The 18,810-nt window shown below is 64.2% G+C and carries 9 protein-coding genes; 2 read left to right on the top strand and 7 right to left on the bottom strand.

The window, feature by feature from the left end; genetic code table 11:
• Window positions 1–87: 87 nt before the first annotated feature.
• Together BLP99_RS17205 and hemN are read left to right on the top strand one after the other, a co-directional pair.
• Window positions 88–1,410: an oxygen-independent coproporphyrinogen III oxidase gene (locus BLP99_RS17205; protein ID WP_256327876.1), complete on the top strand. Its 1,323-nt coding sequence runs from the start codon at window positions 88–90 to the stop codon at window positions 1,408–1,410.
• Entirely contained in the window at window positions 1,407–2,795 is a 1,389-nt protein-coding gene (hemN, locus tag BLP99_RS17200; protein ID WP_092181178.1) for an oxygen-independent coproporphyrinogen III oxidase, read from the top strand. Before BLP99_RS17205 ends, hemN begins: the two co-directional genes overlap by 4 nt.
• 34 nt (window positions 2,796–2,829) lie before the next feature.
• On the opposite strand, the gene BLP99_RS17195 is transcribed toward hemN, so the two are convergent.
• The 7 genes from BLP99_RS17195 to BLP99_RS26640 all read right to left on the bottom strand — a co-directional run.
• Window positions 2,830–3,036 (bottom strand): YodC family protein, encoded by a 207-nt coding sequence (locus BLP99_RS17195; RefSeq protein WP_072396694.1) that lies wholly within the window; start codon window positions 3,034–3,036, stop codon window positions 2,830–2,832.
• 6 nt (window positions 3,037–3,042) lie between these two features.
• Window positions 3,043–4,467 carry an AdeC/AdeK/OprM family multidrug efflux complex outer membrane factor gene (adeC, locus tag BLP99_RS17190; protein WP_072396696.1) on the bottom strand — a complete coding sequence of 475 codons (1,425 nt, stop codon included), beginning with the start codon at window positions 4,465–4,467 and terminating at the stop codon, window positions 3,043–3,045.
• Window positions 4,468–4,554: 87 nt separating this feature from the next.
• Window positions 4,555–5,382 (bottom strand): helix-turn-helix transcriptional regulator, encoded by an 828-nt coding sequence (locus tag BLP99_RS17185; RefSeq protein ID WP_092181267.1) that lies wholly within the window; start codon window positions 5,380–5,382, stop codon window positions 4,555–4,557.
• Window positions 5,383–5,919: 537 nt separating this feature from the next.
• Window positions 5,920–7,077: an FAD-dependent monooxygenase gene (locus BLP99_RS17180; protein WP_092181175.1), complete on the bottom strand. Its 1,158-nt coding sequence runs from the start codon at window positions 7,075–7,077 to the stop codon at window positions 5,920–5,922.
• A gap of 34 nt (window positions 7,078–7,111) precedes the next feature.
• Complete coding sequence (locus BLP99_RS17175) at window positions 7,112–14,371, bottom strand: amino acid adenylation domain-containing protein (protein ID WP_092181171.1); 7,260 nt, start codon at window positions 14,369–14,371, stop codon at window positions 7,112–7,114.
• A gap of 91 nt (window positions 14,372–14,462) precedes the next feature.
• The gene (locus tag BLP99_RS17170) at window positions 14,463–15,746 is read right to left on the bottom strand and encodes a glycosyltransferase (protein ID WP_072431537.1); all 1,284 of its coding nucleotides are present in this window, start codon (window positions 15,744–15,746) and stop codon (window positions 14,463–14,465) included.
• Between the two features lie 310 nt (window positions 15,747–16,056).
• A partial coding sequence (locus tag BLP99_RS26640) for a condensation domain-containing protein (protein ID WP_256327875.1) occupies window positions 16,057–18,810 on the bottom strand: 2,754 nt, incomplete at its 5' end.

Here is an 18,810-nt window from a genome sequence, read left to right as displayed (position 1 = left end):
GGGCATGTGTTCCGGGCGCTTGATACAGGTCAAGGTGGCCTGGCGGATCACATCGGACAATGGCCCGGCAGCCACTCGGAGATCGTCATGTTCGACCTGTTCCATAAATTCCACGGCGGCGTCGGTTCCCTCGACCTGCTCCGGGGCTTGCGCAACAGCCGCCAGAAGCGACGCCCACTGTCGTTGTCGGTGCACTTGCCTTCGCGCCTGAGGCTGGCGTCATGTTCACCCCTTGCCAGCGTCTGCCGGTGCGCCGAGATCGACGTCTACCTGCAGCACCTGACCTACGAAATGGGACTGGTGGGCTGCCATCTGGGGGCTGGGCGGCGAGTCGAGCAGTTCTACCTGACCGGTGGCACACCGGTGATCGTCCATCTGCAGCGGCTGATGGAGGAACTGCACAAGCGCTTCGATTTCTGTGAGAGCGGCGACCACAGTATCGAGGTGGACCTGCATCACACCGATTGGTCGACCATGGGCCTGATCCGTGACCAGGGCTTCAGCCACGTCAGCATCGGCGTTCCCGATATGGGGCCCGATGCCGATCTCTCGGTGGATTGCTACCAGAACCCGGCACCGATCCATTCGTTGATCGATGCGGCGCGCACCTTCGGTTTCCGCTCGGTCAACATTGACCTGGGCTACGGCCATGCCTGGCAGACACCCCACAGTTTCGCCGCGAAGCTGGCCACTTTGATCGAGCTGGAACCGGACCGGCTGCATGTGTTCGATTACGCCCGCGCCCCCTGGCGCTACCGCCTGGCCCATACCCCGGGCGCCGGGGCCTTTTGCAGCCAGGCCGACAAGGATGCGATGGGCCGGATCTGCTGCGAGCAACTGATCGCGGCGGGTTATCACTACATTGGCCAGGGGCAGTTCGTCAGGACCGACGACGACCTGGCGGTCGCCCAGGAACATGGGCGCCTGCACCGCAATTGCCAAGGGTTCACCCGGCATGGCTGTTGCGATCATGTGGGGTTCGGCTTGTCCGCCGTCACCCAGATCGAGCACCTGTACGTGCAGAACACCGACGATCTGTCGCACTACCGCCAGGCCCTGGATGCCGGACAGTTACCCATCTACCGGGGTTGGCGTTGCGAGACCCAGGACCTGGTCCGGGCCAGCGTGACCGAACAACTGTCCTGCGACCTGGAGCTGGATATCCCCGCCATCGAAGCCCGCTTCGGGCTGGTGTTTCGCGAGCATTTCGCCTCGATCTGGCCGCAGCTGGAGGCCCTGCATGCCAAGGGCTCGATCGATTTGTCGAGCCGCTTCATCGGCATCCTGCCGGCCGGGCGACTGGACGTGGACGCGATCTGCGACCTGTTCGATCCGCGCCCGGACGCAGCGCGCAGCGCGCCCTTCGAGCCGATACCTGACCAGACCTTTGAAAAGTTGAATCCATCATGACGCCTTCCTCCGGTTTCAATCGGGCCCTGGTCGAGAAATACGATCGTCCGGGACCGCGCTACACCTCCTATCCCACGGCACCGCAGTTCCACCAGGCGTTTGCCATGGATGAATACCGCCAGGCGGCGCAGCGCAGTAACCAGGCGCCGGCGCCCAAGCCATTGTCGGTGTACATCCACGTGCCGTTCTGCCAGAACCTTTGCTATTACTGCGCGTGCAACAAGATCATCACGCGCAAGACCCATCGCGCGGCCGAATACCTGACGTACCTCAAGCGGGAAATTGCCTTGCAGGCGGCGCTGTTCGACCGCACGCGCAAACTGACCCAGTTGCACCTGGGAGGCGGCACCCCCACCTACCTGACCCATGAGCAGCTGGGCGAGCTGATGGACTGCCTGCACCAGTGGTTCGACATGGACGACAGCGACGAACATGAGTTCTCCATCGAGGTCGACCCGCGCACCATCGGTGCCGCGCAGATCCGGGGCCTGCGCCAGCTGGGATTCAACCGCCTGAGCTTCGGTGTCCAGGATTTCGATGCCCAGGTGCAACAGGCCGTCAATCGGGTGCAGAGCGAGGCACAGGTCGCGGAGCTGGTCACGGCGGCCCGCCTGGCGCGTTTCAAGTCGGTCAGTGTCGATCTGATCTATGGCCTGCCGCTGCAGACCATCGCCAGTTTCGATGTCACCCTGAGCAAGATCATCGCGCTGCGTCCCGACCGGATCGCGGCCTACAGCTACGCGCATCTGCCCCAGCGGGTGCGAGCGCAGCGGATGATCCGGCCCGAGGACATGCCGCCGCCGGAGCGCAAGCTGGAACTGCTGGAGCTGACCATCAACCGCCTGACCGAGGCCGGATATGTCTACATCGGCATGGACCATTTCGCCCTGCCGGACGATGAACTGGTGCGCGCCCGCGTCCAGGGCACGTTGCAGCGCAATTTCCAGGGCTATTCCACCCATGCCGATTGCGATTTGATCGGCCTGGGGGTGTCCTCGATCGGCAAGGTCGGCGACAGCTACAACCAGAACGTCAAGGAGCTTTCCCAGTACTACGCGCGCCTGGACCAGGGCCTGCTGCCGGTGCAGCGCGGCTATCGCCTGAGTGACGATGACCGGCTGCGGCGCGAGGTCATCAGCGAGCTGATGTGCCACGGCCGGGTCGACTTCGGTCGGGTGGAGGCGGTCCATGGCATACGTTTCAACGAATATTTCGCCGACTCGCTGGCTCGTCTCCAGGAACAGGCGGGCGATGGGCTGTTGCAGATTCGCCCTGACGCACTGGAGCTGTTGCCCCAGGGACAATTGATGATGCGCAGTGTCGCGATGGCCTTCGATGCCTACCTTGAGGCTGCCCCGACGATCCAGTATTCGCGTACGGTCTGATGGGGCATCAGAGGGTGGGGGAAGCTGCCAGCCGTCAGCTCCTGTCGTCGTCGGGCTCCGTCGAGGCCGGGATCAGGTCGCGTATCGCATAGAAACCCTGCACCAGGCGTTTCTTGGCCCGGTACTCGCACAGCAGCAACAGGGTATCGGGCAGTTGGGAGATCGACGAGGCGTGCTTGACCACCATCGTCTTGCCTCCCGAGCGCAAACGGACCCGTGTCCCGGGCTCGAACGTCCCCATTTTCAGTCACCTCGCGGTTATCTTGTTTGTGCTTTCGATCCAGCCCCCGCCCAGCGCCTTGTACAGATTGACTTCGGCCAACAGCTGCGCCAGGCGGTCGACGATGAGGGTCTGGCGGGCACTGAACAGCGAGCGTTGCGCATCAAGGAACGTCAGGCTGCTATCGACGCCGATGCGATAGCGGCGCTCGGCGAGCCTGTAGTAGTCCTGGTTGGCCTGCACCAGATCGTTCTGGGCGATCAGTTGATCCTTGTAGGTCTTGCGTGCCGCCAGGCCATCGGACACTTCCTGGAAGGCGGTCTGGATCGATTTTTCATACTGCGAGACGCGAATGTCTTTCTGGATTTTCGAATAGTCCAGGCTCGCCCTGAGGCTGCCGGCATTGAAAATCGGCAGGTTGATCTGTGGCTGGAACAACCAGCTGCCGGAGCCGCCCTTGAACAGGCCCGACAGCTCGTTGCTGGAACTGCCGGCATTGGCCGTCAGGCTGATGCTGGGGAAGAACGCGGCCCGGGCCGCGCCGATGTTGGCATTGGCCGACTGCAGCAGGTATTCGGCCTCGAGAATATCCGGACGCCGTTGCAGCAGGTCCGAGGGCAGGCCCGCCGGGACTTCGGCCAGCAGATCGTCCGCCAGCGCCAGGCCAGGCAGCTCATCGTCTACCGACGTGCCGACCAGCAGGGTGAGGTTGTTGAAGTCCTGGGCCACTTGTCGCTGGAATTTCGCCAGGCTGGCCCTGGCGCTTTCCACCGAGGTGCGCGATTGGCTCAGGTCCAGGGCCGAGGCGGTGCCGACCTGGTTGCTGCGCTCGGTCAGGCGCAGGCTTTGTTCAAAGGACTGGAGCGTATCCTGGGTCAGTTTCAACAGCTCCTGGTCGGCCCGCCAGGTCAGGTAGGCGCTGGCCACGCTGGCCACCAGGCTCAACTGGGTGCTGCGACGGGCTTCTTCGCTGGACAGGTAGATGAGGGACGCCTGGTCGCTGAGGCTGCGTATGCGTCCGAACAGGTCCAGCTCATAGGCACTGATGCCCAGGGTGGCGGAGTACGAGCTGCTGATCGTCGAATCGCCGGTCTGGGTGATACTGGCCGGCACTCGCTGGCGCGACCCCGAGCCGTTGGCACTGACCGCCGGGAACATGTCCGCACGCTGGATCCGGTACTGCGCCTGATAGGCCTCGACATTCAATGCCGCCACCCGCAAGTCGCGGTTGTTGAGCAAGGCTTTCTCGATGAGTTGTTGCAGCGTCGGGTCGCGGAACAGGTCGCGCCAACCCTGGTCGGCGGCCAGGGGCCCTTGCAAGGCCGGGGCATAGGCCGACGTCTGCGGGTACTGCGCGGCGACGGGGGCATCGGGGCGCTGGTAGTCCGGGATCAGCGAACAGCCACCAAGCAGCAAAGCCGCGGCCGTCAGGGGGCTCAGGAGTTTATGCATCGACCTGTCTCATCAAGATGCCTGCTCAGGGCCCACAGGCGGGGGCAGGCGGGTTCGGTTGGGGGCGCGGTTGCCCGCGCCGGTCGGTCATGATCCGATCATCCACTTCGCCAGCCCATGGCGTCCGCTGACGCCAAGCTTGGCGGCGGCGCGTTTGAGATAGGTTTCGATGGAGCTGTTCTTGACCCGAAGCTTTTCCGCGATCTCCGGGACGGTACCCCCGGCCAGCAGCCCCAGGCACACCTCTTTCTCCCGCACCGAAAGGGTGACGTCGCAGGGACTCAACCGTTCGTTGAAGTCGCGCTGCAACTGCGTCTGCTCAGCCGCATTGAGCGCGTGGCTCGATGCACCGCCAAGCGCCTTGACACTGGACTGGCGGTTCAGATGGGCATGGCGCTCGGCCAGGGGCAGCAGGGTTTCGGAGAGGTATTTCAAAAACGACAGTTCCTGAAGGGAAAAGTCGCGATGCAGCTGGGGGCGGTGCAATGAGATCACGCAGCGGCGGTTGCCTTTGCGGGAAATCAGGCTGCACTGGTGGGACGTGCCCAGGCAGGTATTGCCTCGTTCGTCCTTCAGTCGGGCGCCCAGGTGGATCAACAGGGCGTCATCGACTTCCAGTACTCGTTTCACCAGGGGATGGTCGTTGCGCTGGATTGCCGTGGTAGGGCAGACCGATTGCATCTCCGGGCTTTTCTGCTGGCCAGCCTCGCCCAGCAATTGCACATCGAGGACAGTCGTCTGGTTGTCGTCCACCGTCCACTCACTCAGTTCGAGTCGACCGATCGGCACCGAGGGTTCGATCAGCTGGTGCATGTTGGTCAAGAAACTCTCGTGTCCGACACTTGAAATCAGCCTTCCTAGCTCCGCGTAGATGTGCGTGTTTTGCGCACCTCCAAAAACCGCATGTCGATTCATATGCTTATCCTGCATATCGAAACTGCTCTGCATTTCAGTGATCGTTGACGGAGGAAAATCCGACCGCTTCCCAAAATGCTGAAGCCTTTCTGGATTAATACCTGAGGATCAAATATCACCTGTGAATCCATTCACATAAAAAACGATTCAGCCGGTAGGACTATATAAGCATTCGCATGTAGGAAAAGTCTGTAAGGGAAAACAGGGACAATCCGGGGGCAACCGGGTAGCACTGTCCAACCGATCCTTCCCTGCTTGCTGGCAAAACGCTTCCGGTCAACGACATCCTCATTGCTGAATGGCTGCTTTTTCGGCGATGGAAATACCCTTTTGAAAACAAACGAATAGGGAGTTCGCTAGCGGCTCCTACGAGCTATCCGTCTGTTTTCTGGCGGCTCAGCAGGCCGTTTGCTATCCCCAAATGGCCACAGAATTGCGCGTTCAAGTATGTAGGACAATTCCATTTTTTGAATTTTTTTTCATTTTTTGTCTATGGGTGAGTCCGTTTTTGTCATTGACGTAGGTGCAAACCTGCGGTCAACCGCCCTTGAACGACAGGATATCCAGGTTCTTTTTGCGCCAGCTGCTTTGCGGGACAAGGCGGAAATACCATTCCCGGAACCAGCAGGCGAGCGCTGACTCGGCTTGCTCGATACCACTCATGAAGCGCGCGGCATTGACGATCCCGTTGGCCCGTGGGAGCCGGTATTCCTGGTATTGGGTCAGTGCGGTACGCAGGTCCGGCGTCTGCGTCAGACGGTCGGCCAGCACCACGGCATCTTCGATCGCCTGCGCCGCGCCCTGGCCCAGGCTGGGCAACATCGGATGCGCCGCATCGCCCAGCAACACGACGTGGCCGTCGCAGAACTGCTTCACCGGCTGGCGATCCCGGGCATGCATTTTCAGCAGCGCACTTTCGGGGGTGGCCGCGATGGCCGCGACGACTTCCGGCGCCCAGCCGGCATAGGCCGCCAGCACTTCCTGCTTGTCGATGTTCAAGGCGGCATCCGCCGCGTTGTCGCTGTTGCAGGTGCCCCACCAGTAAGCCTGGCCGTCCCCCACGTCGCACAAGCCGAAGCGTTTGCCGCGACCCCAGTAATGCGCCACATACCCTTCGCTCATCACCGGGTGACTGAACGGCGTCACCGCCAGCCAGGCGATGTAGCCCGAGGCTCGTGTCGGTGTTTTCCCCAGCATCTGCTGGCGCACCACCGAGTTCAGGCCATCGGCGCCGATCAACAGGTCGGCCTCCTGGCTGCTGCCATCCTCGAAGCGTACCGTCACGCCATTCGGGCGATGGGCGTAACCCACGCAGCGCAACCCTGTGGTCAGGGTGTCGGGGGCAAGCTGGCGGGCCAAGGCCTGCAGCAGCAAGGGACGCTGGATATTCACGCTGGGGTGGCCCAGCTGTTCGCCGATCTCATGGATCGGCATGCTGGTGATGGGCGTGCCGGTCTGTTTCTTGAAGAAAAACCGTTTGATGGCCTGGCCCGCCTGTTCCACCGGGACATGGGCATCGATGGCGTGCAGCGCCGCCATGGCATTGGCCATGATGGACAGGCCGGTACCACCGGTACGCAGCGTCTGGGCCGCTTCGAAGACCTTGACCTGCCAACCGGCCCGCTGCAGGGCGATGGCGGCGGTCAGCCCGCCGATGCCGGCGCCCGCCACGATGGCTTTCCTGGGTTCAGTCATGCTGTTTCACCTTTCTCGAGCCGCTTAGGGGCGTTCAAACGATTGCCGTCCGGGATCCGATGTGCTCGGTCCGGGCCGCGTCCATGCGTAGCTTGATGAATTCACCGACCCGGACGATGTGCGGTTCACGCATCATGGTCAGGTGGTCGCCCTCCACGGCGATCCGTTGTACCTGGGGGGCGATCGAGCGCCAGCCGCGATACGGATCGTCGAAGGCGGTGCCCACCAGTTCGTGGGGGGCTTGCAGCACCTCGGGCAACTGCACATCCGCGGCGAACAGCGTGATCGGCAGATCCAGTGGCGCAAAGCGGTAGTCCAGCAACGACTGCCAGTTCGCATGGAAGACCCGGAACAACTGGTCCAGGGTGGCCAGGGTCAGGGTCTGGTCGAAAACGCCGCGGTCGATGGCGTGCCGCCTGATCGCCTCGAAGGCTTGCTGGTCTTGCATGGCAGAGAAGTCGAGCGCCTGGTAGTCGTATTCTTTCTGGCCATCGCCGCTGAGCAGTTCCCACATGAACCAGTTCATGAATTCGCTGCGCTCGATCTGCACGTCGCCTTGCTTGACGCGCACGATGGTGTCCAGCAGAAACACGTTGTGCAGGCGCCGGCCGCGCCGTTGCAGCTCGCTCGCCAGTTCATACGCCACGACCCCGCCGTAGGACCAGCCACCGATATTGAGCGGGCCCTGGGGCGCGACCTGTTCGATGGCGTCGGCGTAATGCACCGCCTGGGCCGGTACCGAGTGCAACGGGCCACGCTCATCCCAGGTGCCCGGAGCCTGCAGCGCATAGAGATGGACCTGGTCCTTGAGCACCCGGGCCAGGGCGGCATAGCAGAGCACATGCCCGCCGATGGGGTGGACCAGGAACAGCGTCGGTGCCCGGCTGGCGTTCTTGAAGTCCACCAGCGCGCCGGTTTCGGCGGGCGCGGTACCGGCCTGTTGCAGCACCTGGGCAAATTCGGCGATGGTCGGTGCCTGGATGAAATCGGACAGCGACGGCGCGAAGCCCTGGTGCCGGGTCAGCATGGCGACCAGCTGCACGGCCTTGAGGGAGTTGCCACCCAGCTCGAAGAAGTTGTCGTGCACGCTGATCCGTTCCAGGCCGAGGGTTTCCTGCCAGTAGGCTTGCAGCAGGTCCTCGGCGACCGTGCGAGGGCCGGTGAACGGACGTTGGGAGGTGTGCTGCACATCGACTTCCTGCAAGCGTCGCCGGTCAATCTTGCCGGTGGGGCCGAGGGGTATCCGGACGATGCCGACCAGGGTGTTCGGCACCATGTAGTCGGGCAGGGCCAGGCGCATTTCGGCCTTGAGCTGGTCGAGATCCGGCTGGCACCCCGGCATGGCCTGGACGAAGCCCACCAGGTAGCGCGTGCCGTCGGCGGCGGTCTTGTCGATGACCGCCACCTGTTGAATGTCCGCGCCGAACCGGGCGGAGCCGAGCATCGCCAGTTCGATCTCGCCCAGCTCGACGCGATAGCCGCGGATCTTGACCTGGGCGTCGCTGCGTCCCTGGTAGACCAGGTCGCCCCAGGGCAGGTAGAAACCGATGTCTCCAGTTTCGTACAGGCGCCGGGTCCGGCCGTCCAGCTGGCGATAGACGAAGCGCTCGTCAGTCAGGTCGGGTCGATTCCAGTAGCCGTTCGCCAGGCAGGTGCCCTCGATGTACAGGTCGCCCATGACCCCGACCGGGCAGGCTTCGCCCGCTGCGTCCAGCACATGCATGCGAACCCCGTCGATTGGCGCACCGATGGGCGGCATGCTCGGCCAGGTCGTGGTGGCGCCTTCGAGCTTCAGGCTCGTGACCACGTGGGCTTCGGTCGGGCCGTAGTGGTTTTCCACCCGGCAATCGTCGAGGCCATCGATCAGGGCGCGGATTTCGCCGGTGATCTTCAGTTGTTCGCCAGCCACGCTGATCTGGCGCAGCGATACGGGGCGAATGCCCAGTTGCTGGGCCACTTCCGCCAGGCCCTGGAAGGCGACGTAGGGCAGGAACAGGCGATTGACCGCGTGCTCGCCGATGAATTTCAGCAGGCGGATGAAGTCGTAGCGCAGCCCTTCATCGATCAAGGCCAGTTGCGCGCCGCAGCACAGGGTCGAGAAGATTTCCTGGAACGACACGTCGAACGAAATGGGCGAGTACTGCAAGGTTTTCAGCGGTGCGGCGCTGCTGTCCTCGTCCTGTCGGCGGTTCTGCCAGAGGATCATGTTGGTCAGTGCGCGGTGAGGCATCGCCACGCCCTTGGGCCGTCCCGTCGAGCCCGAGGTATAGAGCACGTAGGCGTTATCTTCGTCGGCGATGGTGGCGGCGAGGGTGGAAACCAGCGCGAGGTGGCGTGCAAGGTCATCGTCGAACTCGCTGACGACACTGTCCCAATGGCGCTTCACTCCCTGGCTGGCCAGGGGCGCCAGGTGCGCCGAGGCGTCGGCGAACAGCACCAGGCTGGGCTGAGAGTCTTCCAGGATCAGCCGGATGCGGTCGTGGGGGTAACTCAGGTCGATCGGCACATAGGCCGCGCCGGCCTGGACGACACCCAGCAGGGCGACGATCAGCTCGGGGGAGCGGGGCATCATGATCGCCACCCGATCGCCCTGGCCGATACCCTGCCGGTGCAGCCACTGCGTGAGCTGCGCACAACCGTTGCGCAGCTCACGGTAGGACAGGCGGGTCTGCTCGAAGCTCAGGGCGATCTGCTCGTCGTGGCGACCCAGGCTCTCCTGCAGCAGGGTCGACAGATTGTGCCGGGGAGCGGTCACCGGCGTGGCTTGCTCGATCTGGGGAAGCCAGGCTGGAATGCGGGGCACCGCAGTGGGCTCGGCGACGATCGACTCAAGGGTGCGCAACAGGTATTCGGCATAGGCCTCGACCTGGCTCGTGGCGACGCGGGCCGTGCAATAGTCCATTTTCAGCATCAGCGAACCATTGCCCGGGTGGCGGCCCATGGTGGTCAGCAAGTCGTAGTTGCTGGCTTCCGTGGTGTCCCATTCCACCAGGATCTCGTCACCCTGGGTCAGCATGTCCTTGAGTACATAGAAGTCGACGTAGTTGAACACCACGTTCAGCGCAACGGCGGTGTCGCGATGAATCAGGGCGAACGGATAACGCCGATGGGGGAAGACCTGCTGCTCCTCGCCGATCAACCCTCGGATCATCTCCAGCCAACTCTGGCCCTGGGCGTTGAAGCGCAGGGGCAGGGTGTTGAGGAACAGGCCCAGGACCGAGGCCGCGTCCTCGAACTCCGGCCGGCCATGGCTGATGACACCGCACAGCACTTCTTTCTGGTTGGACATGATGGCTTGCGCGAAACCGTGGGCGGCCAGCAGCACGGCGCGCAACGGCAGGTCCTGGTCGCGGCAGAACGCTTCGAGCCGCGCCAGATCCGCACCAGGCAGCTCCCGGTAGGCCGAGCGGTGCGGCGTCGTATCCGGGGCCACCACGGGCACCCAGCTGGTCATGGACGCGGTGGGCGCCTCGCGCAGGTATTCGCTCCAGAACTGGCGATGGGCATCATCGGCCATGGCCTCCCGCTCCAGGACGATGAAATCGGCCGGCGTGGTCGTCAGCGCCGGCAGGGCGTCCGAGCCTTGCGTCGAGGTGTAGAGCGTGATCAGGTCGCGCATGAGGGTCGCCACGCTCCAACCGTCGAGAATCGCATGGTGGAAACTCAGCACCAGGTCGATTTCCTGCGCCGCCACGAAGACACAGAACTGATACAACGGGGCCTGCTGCCAATCCTCTCGATAACGCTTGCGTTCATCCACATAGCGGGCGATGGCCTGGGCGCGGGCATCGGGGCTCAGCGAGCGTGCATCGACAACCTGCACGGGGGCTTCGACCACGGGGTGTACCCGGGCCATGGGCACTTCGGCGTGACCGATGTCGAACGACATGCGCAACGCCGGGTGGCGCTGGATCAGCGCCTGGCAGGCACGCTGCCAGGCCATCGGATCCCAGTGCAGGCGCAGGCGATAGCGGAAGATATCGTGATAGATCGCCGAGTCCGGATGCATCATCGAGTGATAGATCATCCCGACCTGCAACTGCGAGGCCGCGTACGCATCGTCGAACTCGCCTTCGTGGGCCAGGCGAATCGCCTCGGGGACCTGGGCGAACGGTGCCACGTGCATCGACGGCAGCAGGGGGATCGGCGAGATGGCCTGGGCCTGGATGCTGTGGGCCAGCTGCGCGATGGTCGGGTGCTGATAGACCTGGGCCAGTGTCAGGCCGATCCCTTGTTCACGTGCCTTGATCTGCAAATGGATGACTTTCAGCGAGTCGCCGCCCAGCATGAAGTAGTTGTCGTGGATGCCCGGCGCCGGCCGGTCCAGGTTCTCTGCCCAGAGGTCGGCCAGCATCCGTTCCAGGGGGGTACGCGGCGCCGTCGCATCGCTGCTGCCGAAGGTCTGTTCGGGCTCGGGCAGGGCCTTTCGGTCCAGCTTGCCGTTGACGTTCAGGGGCAGTCGTTCAAGCTGGATCAGGTGCCGGGGCACCATGTAGTCGGGCACCTGTCGGCGCAAGGCCTCGCGCAGGGCCTGCGGGCAGAGTTCGTGCCCGGGTTCGCCCACCAGGTAGGCGCTGAGGTACGCATCGCCTTCACCTGCCTGGCGAGCGATCACGACCGCTTCCTTCACGCCTTCGCAGGTAACGAGGCGCGCCTCCAGTTCGCCGAGTTCGATCCGCAGGCCGCGGATTTTCACCTGGAAGTCGTTGCGCCCCAGGTATTCGAGACTGCCATCGGGCAGCCAGCGAGCCAGGTCGCCGGTCTTGTACAGCCGCGCCTGGGGATCGGCCTGGAACGGGTCGCCGACGAACCGCTCGGCGGTGAGCTGCGGCCGGTTGAAGTAACCTCGCGCCACACCGATGCCGCCGATATGCAGCTCGCCGGCGATGCCGGGCGGCAGCGGTTGCAGGTTCGCGTCGAGGACATACAGCTGGATATTGGCGATCGGCTGTCCGATCGGGACGATGCCGGGGTGTACGTCGGGCCGGCACTGCCAGGCAGTGACGTCGATGGCCGCTTCGGTGGGGCCATACAGGTTGTGCAGTCGCACCTGCGGCAAATGCTCGAAAAACCGCACCTGCAGGGCATGGGGCAAGGCTTCGCCACTGCACAGCACTTGCTGCAGGGCCGACAGGCGCTGGGGCTCGACCTGGTCCAGGAACACTTGCAGCATCGACGGCACGAAATGCAGCAACGTGATGCCGGCGCCAGCCATGATGTCCATCAGGTAGCGGGGATCCTGATGACCGCCGGGGGCCGCGACCACCAGTTGCGCGCCGCTCAGCAAGGGCAGGAAGAATTCCCAGACGGAGACGTCGAAACTGAAGGGGGTTTTCTGCAGGATCCGACTGTGCTCGTCCACCCGGTAAGTATCGCGAGCCCAGAGCAGGCGGTTCACGACGCCGTCATGCTGGTTCATGACGCCTTTGGGCAGGCCGGTGGAGCCTGAGGTGTAGATCACGTAGGCCAGGTGCCGGGGTGTCAGGCCCAGGGCCCTGGCGTCCGGGTTGTGCGTCGGTTGCCGGGCCAGGCGGTCGAGGTCGGTGTCCAGGCACAGCACAGGCACATCCACCGTGGGCAGGTTCGCCAGCAACCCCCGGGTGGTGACAAGCACGCCGGGAGCGCTGTCCTTGAGCATGTGGTCCAGGCGGTCGGCGGGATATCCGGGGTCCAGGGGGACATAGGCAGCGCCCGCCTTGAGGATCCCCAGCAGGCCCACCACCATTTCCAGGCTCCGCTCCAGGCAGATGGCGACTCGGGCGTCGGGGCCGATGCCTTGCTCGATCAGGGCATGGGCCAACCGGTTGGCCTGTTGGTTCAGCGCATCATAGGTCAGTGCCCGGCTCTCGAAACGTACCGCTATCGCTTCCGGGCGCGCGGCCACCTGGGCTTCGATCAGCCCGTGCAGCAGCACGTCCCTGGGGTAGTCGACGGCTGTGCGGTTCCACTGCGCCAGCAACTGGTGTTCGGCCGGTGGCATGAGGTCGAGAGCCTTGACCGGCACGTCGAAATCATCGACCACGCCCTGCAGCATATGCATGAAGCGCTGTTGCATCGCCTCGATCTGCGAGGCATCGAAGTAGGCTTCGTTGTAGATGAAATGCATCGACACATCGTCGTCCGGCGCCGCTTCGCGGATGTGCATCGCCAGGGGCATCTGTTCGTAGCCGTTGCTGAGCTTGACCGGCTGCGCGGGGGCCGTTGCGTACCAGGTGTCCTGGTCCTGTTCGTAGGACACCACCAGGTCGAACAGCTGCCGGCGGCCCTGATGCTGCAAGCCCAGTTCCCGGTTCAGTTCGCTCAAGGGAAAACGTTGATGGCGGTAGTCCTGCTTGAGTGTCAGGGCGATCCTTGAGACCAGCTCGCTGAAGCTTGACTCGGTACCCAGGCTCAGGCGTACCGGGCTCATGCCGACAAACAGCCCCACCGTGGCCTTGTGCGCGGCATTGGCGCGGTTGAGGATCGGCAGCCCGATCACGATTTCATCGCGCAGGGTCACTCGGGCAAAGTAGCTGTACAACAGGCCCAGCATGGCGTGGAACACCGTCGCTTGTCCGCAGGCCTTCGCCCGCTCGCCAAGACGGTCGTACAACGCTCGCGGCAGGCGCCAGGCATGGTTTCGGCTGGGGGCCAGGCGCTGGCCGGACTGGACCTGGTAACGAGGCGCGAGCAAGGGTTCGGGCACCGTCCTGTATTTGTCCAGCCAGTACTGGCGTTGGCGTTGGAAGGCCGGTGAGTCCCTGTCGGCTCGCTGTTGCTCGATGTACGCTTGATAGGTCGGCGCTGGTTCCAGGGGGGCCGGCGACACCGAAAGGTCGGTGTAGGCCTGGCTGATGGCCCGGCCGATCATGGCGAAGGACCAGCCGTCGATGATCAGGTGATGGCAATTGATGAAGAAGTAATGAAGGTCTTCGCGGACCTTGATCAGGACGGCGCGAAACAGCAGCCCGCTGTCGAAGGAAAACGGCGTTTGCAGGTTCCCTTGCAACAAGGCCAGGGCGCTGGCTTGCGGATCGGCTTGCGTCGACACGTCGTGCAGGGCCAGCGGTACGCTCGCCGACGCCAGGAAGCGCTGGCGCGGCATGGGATGTTCGGCCGAACCGGGCACCAGATGGATGCGCAGGGCATCGTGGCGGGCGACCACCTGGTCGATGGCCTGTCGCAGTCTCGAGGCATCCACCGCGCCATTGATGCGCGCGTAGCCGCCGATGTTGTACAGCGGACTGTCTCCATGCAGCACCTGATCCAGCCAGATGTCCAGTTGCGGGGCGGTAAGCGGGTAAAGCACGTCCATGTCCGTTGTCCTTTTCAAAGCCGACAGCAGGCATCCGGGCGCTTGCTGTCGGTGGCGGGTTCATCCCTGCGCACGCTGTGCCTGGGTGGGCTTATGCGACCTGGTAGCGTTTCGGCGCGGTGCCGTGCGTGGCCCGGCGGGCGAGGGCTTCGACTTGCTGCGCCGCCGCTTCACAGGCGCTGTCGCCACTGGCGATCAGCGCGCGATAGCGATCACAGCTGGCGCGCACGTCGGGGCTGTTCAAGACCTTGTCCAGCGCCGCGGCCAGCGATTCGGCGGAGGCGGGCGGAAATACGCGCAAACCGCAACCCAGTCGCTCCATCCGCGCGGCGTTGTCGAACTGGTCGTGGGCGAACGGCGTGGCGATCTGCGGCACGCCGGCCGCCATGGCCAGCGCCGTGGTCCCGACGCCTCCGTGATGCACCAGGGCCGCACTCTGGGGCAGGATGCGACTCATCGGTACATAGCGCCGCACCAGGATCCGGCCTTGGGCGGACACCGCCGGGTCGACTGGCTGGCTGGTGAGGAATACGCCGCGCCGATTCACTTGCTTCAGGGCCTGGACCGCCGCAGTGAAATACTGCTCGCTGTTGACCATGGTCGAGCCCGGGGTGAACACCACCGGATTGTCCTCGTCCAGGAAGTCTTGCAGTTCGGCGTCCATCTGCTGGAAGCCCGACTCATCGAACAGCGGAAAGCCGGTCAGCACCGTCTGCGCGGGCCAGTCATGCTGCACCGGGGCGAACCACTGCGGGAACAGCCCCAGTACCCGATCCGGCGAGGAAATCCATTGGCTGATGATGCGTTTGACCGCAGGCAATCCCAGCTCCTGACGGAAACTGTTGAGTTGCGGCGCCATGACCCGATCCAGGAACGCTCGTTCGATGAGGCCCAGCAGCAGGCGCTTCATCCGATAAGGCACGAAGCCTGGCAGGTTGGTGCCTGGTGGATGGGTCGAAGGCGCCGCGGCGGACCAGAAGCCGAATGGCGAGACCTGGGCGGTGACCAGGGGAATGCCGTGCTTCTCATGCAGCAGACGCGCCGAAAACGCCCACAAGGAACCCAGCATGACGGTTTCGTCGTCGCAGGCCTGTTCCAGCAGTCGATACTGTTCACGCAGGGTGCTGGCGATGGTTTTCCAGAGCGTCGGCAACGAAGTCCGCGGGTGCCAGAGGGCCGGGTCGGCCATGACTTCGTCATATTCTTCACGGGTGCCCAAGGGCAGGAACTCGAAGCCGCAGCGTTCTATCAATGGGGCGAACGCGGCGCTGGCGCAAAACGTGATCCGATGCCCGCGCGCCGCAAGGGTGCGACCGATGCCGACAAAAGGATGGACGTCACCGGCTGAGCCGACGGCCGTAATGATCACATGCATAAGGCTCCCTCCAGAGTGATCGTGGGTTACGCAACGGATGAGCGTTCGTGGACTCCAGCCACTAAAACGATTCAGCCTTGGTGGTTATTAAGCATGGCCCGGCGGGAAAAGTCTGTGGCGGAAAACCGGGACAGTTGCCAGGCCATGGGAGCCTCGTGACGGCGGGCCGACCTTCGAAAGTGTCGAGCCAGACACCTTGCAGCTGTCTGGGCCATTGCCGTCGCAGGCAAACCCGCGCGGCGATGGCCCGGTCATCGTCGAGACTGACCGGGCCATCGCCCTGCAGGCTGGACCACGCCCACTGGGTGGGTCATGACGCCATGGCAGTCCTCAGCTCCCGGGAAATCGCCTCGCCCAGCCCGGTGACATGGGGAGCCTTGACCACGGTGCTGTGAGTGCCGGGAAGGGCCGTGACGCTCACCCGATCCTGGAGCAGTGCGCGCCAGCCCAGGGTCGGATCGCTGCGTTGCTGGTCACTGGCTGTGAACAACGACACCTTGAGCGGGCTCGGCAGGCTGACATAGGCACCGATGGCCTGCCGTGTCGCATAGGCCACCGCCAGGTGCGTGCGCAACAGGCCGGCATCGATGTCGTGAGGCAGCTCCTCGGGCAACAGGCGATTGGCTGTGCACAGCGCCAGCATCGCCTCGATGGCGCAGTCCTCGGCCAGCGCCGTCAGTTGCCGGGACAGGTCGGGGTCGATTTGCTCGGGCAGCCAGGCCATCAGGAACTGAGCCTCGCTCACCGCCGGCGCCGGGACCGGATCAGGGCGTGCCGATGCGTCGATGATGCCGAGGAACTCCAGGGCTTCACCACCGGCCTGGAGCTGGCGTGCCATTTCATAGGCGATCAGCCCACCGGCCGACCAACCGGCGATCCGGTACGGCCCTTGCGGCTGGACCTGGCGGATGGCGGCCAGGTAGCGCGTGGCCATGGCGCCGACATCCGACAGCGGCGCCTCCCCCGCCACCAGGCCGCTGGCGGCCAGGCCGTAGACCGGCATCTGGGGATCGAGTGCCGACGCCAGGTCCCGCGCATACTGGACCTCACCGCCCAACGGATGCACCAGGAACAATGGCCGCTGGGAGCCGGTCCGCCGGATCGGCACCAGATTGCCGTGGGCGCCCGGTCGTGCCTGGCCGTCGAGTGTCCTGGCGAAACCGGCGATGGTCGGCTCGACGAACAGGTCACGCACCGCGATGGGTTTGCCCAGCACCTTGCGCAGCCGCGAAGCCATCTGCACCGCCATCAACGAAATGCCGCCGAGGCTGAAGAAATCCTCATGCCGGCTGACCTGTTCCAGCTTGAACAGGTCCTGCCAGAGCGCCGCGATGGCGATCTCGGTATCGCCTTGCGGCGCCTCGTAGGGCAGGGCCTGGACCGGGCTGTCCGCGAGGCTTTCCGGCTGCTGCGTGGCGCTGGCCGAGCGCACCAGCATCGGGAGGTTGTCCAGCAACTGGCCGAGGGACTGGCGGGGATCGGCGACCAGCTGTTCCAGGACCGTGGCGAACAGTCCGGCGATGTTCTGCACGGTGACGCGGTCGAACAGGTCGTTGGCGTACTGCAGGCTGCCACCGATGCGCTCGCCGTTGTCGATCAACGACAGGGACAGGTCGAACTGAGTGGTGTTGTGTGGGCTTTCCAGGGTCTGCACGTCCAGCCCTGGCAGTTGCAGCGGTGACGGCGGCGTGTTGTCCAGGCTCAGCATCACCTGGAACAACGGGCTGTGACTCATGCTGCGGGTTGGTTGCAGGGCGCTGACCACCTGTTCGAAAGGCAGGTCCTGATGACTGTAGGCCGCCAGTGTCTGCTGCTTGATGCGTTCCAACAGGTTTTCGACACGGCTGTCGCGCCCGGTGTCGACCCGCAATGCCAGGGTATTGGCAAAAAAGCCGATCAGTGCCTCCAGCTCGGGGCGTTGGCGATTGGCGACAGGGGTGCCGACCACCACATCGTGCTGGCCGCTCAGGTGGCTCATCAGCACTGCCCAACCGCCCAGCAGCACCATGAACAACGTGGTGCCCCGGGCCTGGCTGAACGCGCGCAACTGCGCACTGAGTGCCGGTGTGAACGCGCACTCGACGATACCGCCGGCATAGCTCTGGATCGCCGGGCGCGGGCGATCCAACGGCAGGTTCAACAGCGCGGGCGCGCCCTCCAGGTGTTGTCGCCAGAAATCGATCTGCGCCTGCAGCGCCGGGCCTTCCAGGGACTTGCGCTGCCAGGCGGCGTAATCCACGTATTGCAGCGCCAGGGGCGGCAGCGGGTCTTTGTGCCCCTGACTGAAGGCGCTGTAGAGCGCGCTCACTTCACGGGCCAGTACACTGTTGGACCAGCCGTCGGACACGATGTGGTGCAAGGTCATGAACAACACATGCTCTTCATCCGCCAATTGCACCAGATGGCCGCGCATCAATGGTCCCCGGTTCAGGTCGAACAGTTGCGTCGCATTCACCTGGCCGAGGCGTTCCAGCGTGGCGCTGCGTTCGTCGGCCGGCAGCGAGCGCAGGTCTTGTTGCTCCAGTTGGAAGCGGTAATCGGCTGGAGCGATCTTCTGTACCGGTTCGCCATCCACCAGTTCGAAACGGGTGCGCAGGGTTTCATGGCGCGCCACCAGGCGGTCCAGGGTGGCCTGCAGGGCGGACTTGTCCAGCGGCCCTTTCAGGCGCAAGGCCAGCGGCAGGTGATAGGCGGCGCCCGCCGCGTGATCCAGATGATCGAGGAACCACAGGCGTTGCTGGGAGAACGACAGCGGCAGGCGTCCCGAGCGATTGGCCAGGGGAATCGATGCCGATTCGCTGGGCGACGCGGCGTTGACCAGCGCGGCAAGGCCGCGCACGGTCGGTGCTTCGAACAGCTCGCGCAGGCTGATCCGCGCACCCAGCTTGCGGCGCAGCCGCGAAAGCAATTGCACGGCCAGCAGGGAGTGGCCGCCCAGTTCGAGGAAGCCGTCGTGGCGGCCGACCTGATCCAGGTGCAGCAAGCCTTTCCAGATCTCGGCAATGGCGATTTCGGTCTCGCCCTGGGGCGCTTCGTAGGCCTGGCTGGCCAGGGCCTCGGCACC

Origin of the sequence: Pseudomonas sp. NFACC32-1 (assembly GCF_900101215.1) — a bacterium.
Classification (GTDB): domain Bacteria; phylum Pseudomonadota; class Gammaproteobacteria; order Pseudomonadales; family Pseudomonadaceae; genus Aquipseudomonas.
The sequence above is the reverse complement of the archived record's forward strand: the minus strand, read 5'-3'. Positions and strand labels throughout refer to the sequence as shown.

Excerpts from the sequence above, each read along its gene's own strand:
- BLP99_RS17195 (WP_072396694.1), bottom strand. The coding sequence starts at position 3,036 with ATGGGGACGTTCGAGCCCGGGACACGGGTCCGTTTGCGCTCGGGAGGC.
- BLP99_RS17175 (WP_092181171.1), bottom strand. The coding sequence starts at position 14,371 with ATGGACGTGCTTTACCCGCTTACCGCCCCGCAACTGGACATCTGGCTG.
- BLP99_RS17170 (WP_072431537.1), bottom strand. The coding sequence starts at position 15,746 with ATGCATGTGATCATTACGGCCGTCGGCTCAGCCGGTGACGTCCATCCT.
- BLP99_RS17185 (WP_092181267.1), bottom strand. The coding sequence starts at position 5,382 with ATGAATCGACATGCGGTTTTTGGAGGTGCGCAAAACACGCACATCTAC.
- adeC (WP_072396696.1), bottom strand. The coding sequence starts at position 4,467 with ATGCATAAACTCCTGAGCCCCCTGACGGCCGCGGCTTTGCTGCTTGGT.
- BLP99_RS17205 (WP_256327876.1), top strand. The coding sequence starts at position 88 with ATGTTCGACCTGTTCCATAAATTCCACGGCGGCGTCGGTTCCCTCGAC.
- BLP99_RS17180 (WP_092181175.1), bottom strand. The coding sequence starts at position 7,077 with ATGACTGAACCCAGGAAAGCCATCGTGGCGGGCGCCGGCATCGGCGGG.
- hemN (WP_092181178.1), top strand. The coding sequence starts at position 1,407 with ATGACGCCTTCCTCCGGTTTCAATCGGGCCCTGGTCGAGAAATACGAT.